Consider the following 2,545-nt stretch of genomic DNA (forward strand, 5'->3'; position numbering starts at 1 on the left):
CAGGTAGGCGGCAAGATTCTCTACCGGGCTTCCGACATAGAAAAGACACTGATGAAAGGCTACAAGGAGGCGTACAGATACAAAAGGAGTTAATATCCCAAACGTTCCCGCAAAGGACACGCGAGGATTTTGATTTTTCTGGAGGGAGCGCAGTTTACCGCCTGCCCATTTTATTTGTATCTCTAAAAAACAGCCTTCCTAAATGATAAAATAACAGCATATCGAATTGGAGTCTATTTGAACCAATCTATATGCTGTTTTATCTTTTTTCTTTTTCTTCTGACTTTTCCGTCAGTCGCTTGTTTCCGCTGCCGTCGGCGTCCATAGTACAGACGTGAAAGGGAAAAGGTTTTCGGGCAGAATACGCTCTGAAAGAGGAAGATTCTGCCCGAAACGGCACAGCCGCCTGACCTTTTCGCTTTCATATAGAGTCTGTACTAACTTCTATGGACGGCAGAGGGAACGGGCGGCTGATATAAATTTTAGGTTATCAACTATGTAGAATCTAATTATATGCATATCTTTGCATATGTATAATTCTAAATGATAATTAATATGAATTTTGATTTTTCATTAAAGCCGCAAAAAGATGTAGTTAAAGATATGATTTTTGATGATGATTCTGATCAAGATTCAAAAATACCATATGAGGTGCCACAAGAAGTTCGTAAATTAACGACTCAAGCTTATGATAAAAGTGTTGCTGATGTTGTACGAATGATAGAAGATAAAGATATCCGGTTAGATCCGGATTATCAAAGAAATTATGTATGGGATAATAAAAAATCATCTCTTTTAATTGAGTCTATTATATTAAATGTACCAATACCTGTAATCTATGTATCTCAAGAACAAGATGACACATGGTCTGTGATAGATGGATTACAACGACTATATTCATTAAAACGCTTTTTTGAAGGGAAATTCAAATTAAGCGGTCTGGAAATTCTTTCAGAATTAAACAAACACGATATCAATTCATTAAATCCTAAGGCCTTAAGACTTTTGAAAAATGGATTATTACGTGTAATTATGATAACTCATGATTCCAATGAAGAAATCAAATATGATGTTTTTATGAGGTTAAATACGGGTTCTGTTCATTTGAACGAACAAGAACTTCGCAACTGTCTGTACAGAGGTAATCTGAATAGATTATTGAAGGAGCTCACAAATAATGTACAGTGGCAGACATTATTAGGTCTTAAAGCCCCTCATAAACGTATGGCGGATAGAGAATTAATATTAAGATTCCTTGCTATATATCATGGATGGAATATTGAAGATAAACAACTTGTTGGATATAAAGGGAGAATGAAGGTTTTCTTAAATGAATTTATGAGTAAGAATCATAATACTAATACTCAAAATCTTGAAAATTGGAAACTGCTTTTCAATGAAACAGTTGAAAAAATTATTTCTGTCTATGGTGAGGATGCTTTTAGGAGAATCAACAGAGAAGGAAGTAAAGAAAATTCCATAAATAGGGCAATTATAGACATTCTTATGCTTTCTTCTACACAGCATTCAAAAGGTGATCTACTACGATATAAAGAGCAACTAAATAGTCGCTTTTTAGACTTAATATTAAAAGATGATATCTTTAATAATAGCCTTAAGATAGGTACGTCTGATTCTAAAGTTATAACATATCGTTTAACACAATGGTGTTCGGAAGTTAATAATATTGTTTTTTCCAGATTAGAATAGCATGGAAAGCATAGATAATATTAGAATAAGTTTAAGTGAAATAGATGTTTTGTTGGATTATGCTAGCCAAAATATAGGAACGATTTCCAAATATCAATTATTCAATAAGGTTTCAATAGTATTATTATCAACTAAACTTGAAGTTTTTATTGAAGAATTTCTTGAAGAGCACACGTTAAGGGCACTGAAAGGGCATACTAATAAAACGATTCCTAATCAATTAAAAGACAGGTATTTTGATCGGGCCGTTGATTTAATTTCAAAAGAAAGATCTCGTAACAAAAAAAATACTCTATTAACTTCTTTACTTACATTATACGGTAATAATGAACAAAGTATTGATGGGATTAAAAATATTTCTCCTTCTACGAAATTCAACTATGGGAAGCACGGGCAGACTGAAATTGAAGAGTTATTTAAAAGACATGGGTTAGAATCTTTTATTATAAATGAAGAAACTCAAAAATGTCTTAGACTTATGAACTCTTTAATAGCAATTAGGAATAATGTAATCCATCAAGATGCTACTCCAAGTTTAACGCATTTGACCGTAGATGAACATCAAAAAAATATACAAAAATTCATCCAACTTATAGAAAATGACATAAATAGCAATAAAAGCGTATATTATAATGAATAGTTAAAAAGTTCAATCAGCTCTTTTGTGTATGAAAGTATAACGAGGTTTAATAAAAAGGATTCGGACTGAACCTCACTCTTTTAAAGTAGGGACAGTCGTTTAATTCCGTCATTATGAGTCAATCGGCAGACTGTCCCGGTAATTTTTCCGATCGAACTCATCTTTTTATATTTTCGGCTCCGTTTCGGAGCCCCT

Annotated in this window: 2 protein-coding genes and 1 pseudogene; all 3 read left to right on the plus strand. The window is 33.0% G+C overall.

Going from position 1 to position 2,545, the window contains the following annotated elements; translation table 11 throughout:
• A pseudogene (locus B5F38_RS14545) lies at positions 1 to 93 on the plus strand (DNA-binding protein); the annotation flags it as partial.
• Positions 94 to 555: 462 nt separating this feature from the next.
• Positions 556 to 1,710, plus strand: a complete 1,155-nt coding sequence (locus B5F38_RS14010; RefSeq protein ID WP_158096889.1) for a DUF262 domain-containing protein — start codon at positions 556 to 558, stop codon at positions 1,708 to 1,710.
• A 1-nt stretch (position 1,711) separates the two neighbouring features.
• Positions 1,712 to 2,350: a HEPN domain-containing protein gene (locus B5F38_RS14015; RefSeq protein ID WP_087409736.1), complete on the plus strand. Its 639-nt coding sequence runs from the start codon at positions 1,712 to 1,714 to the stop codon at positions 2,348 to 2,350.
• Positions 2,351 to 2,545 lie beyond the last annotated feature (195 nt).

Source organism: Barnesiella sp. An22 (assembly GCF_002159975.1).
Classification (GTDB): Bacteria; Bacteroidota; Bacteroidia; order Bacteroidales; family Barnesiellaceae; genus Barnesiella; species Barnesiella merdigallinarum.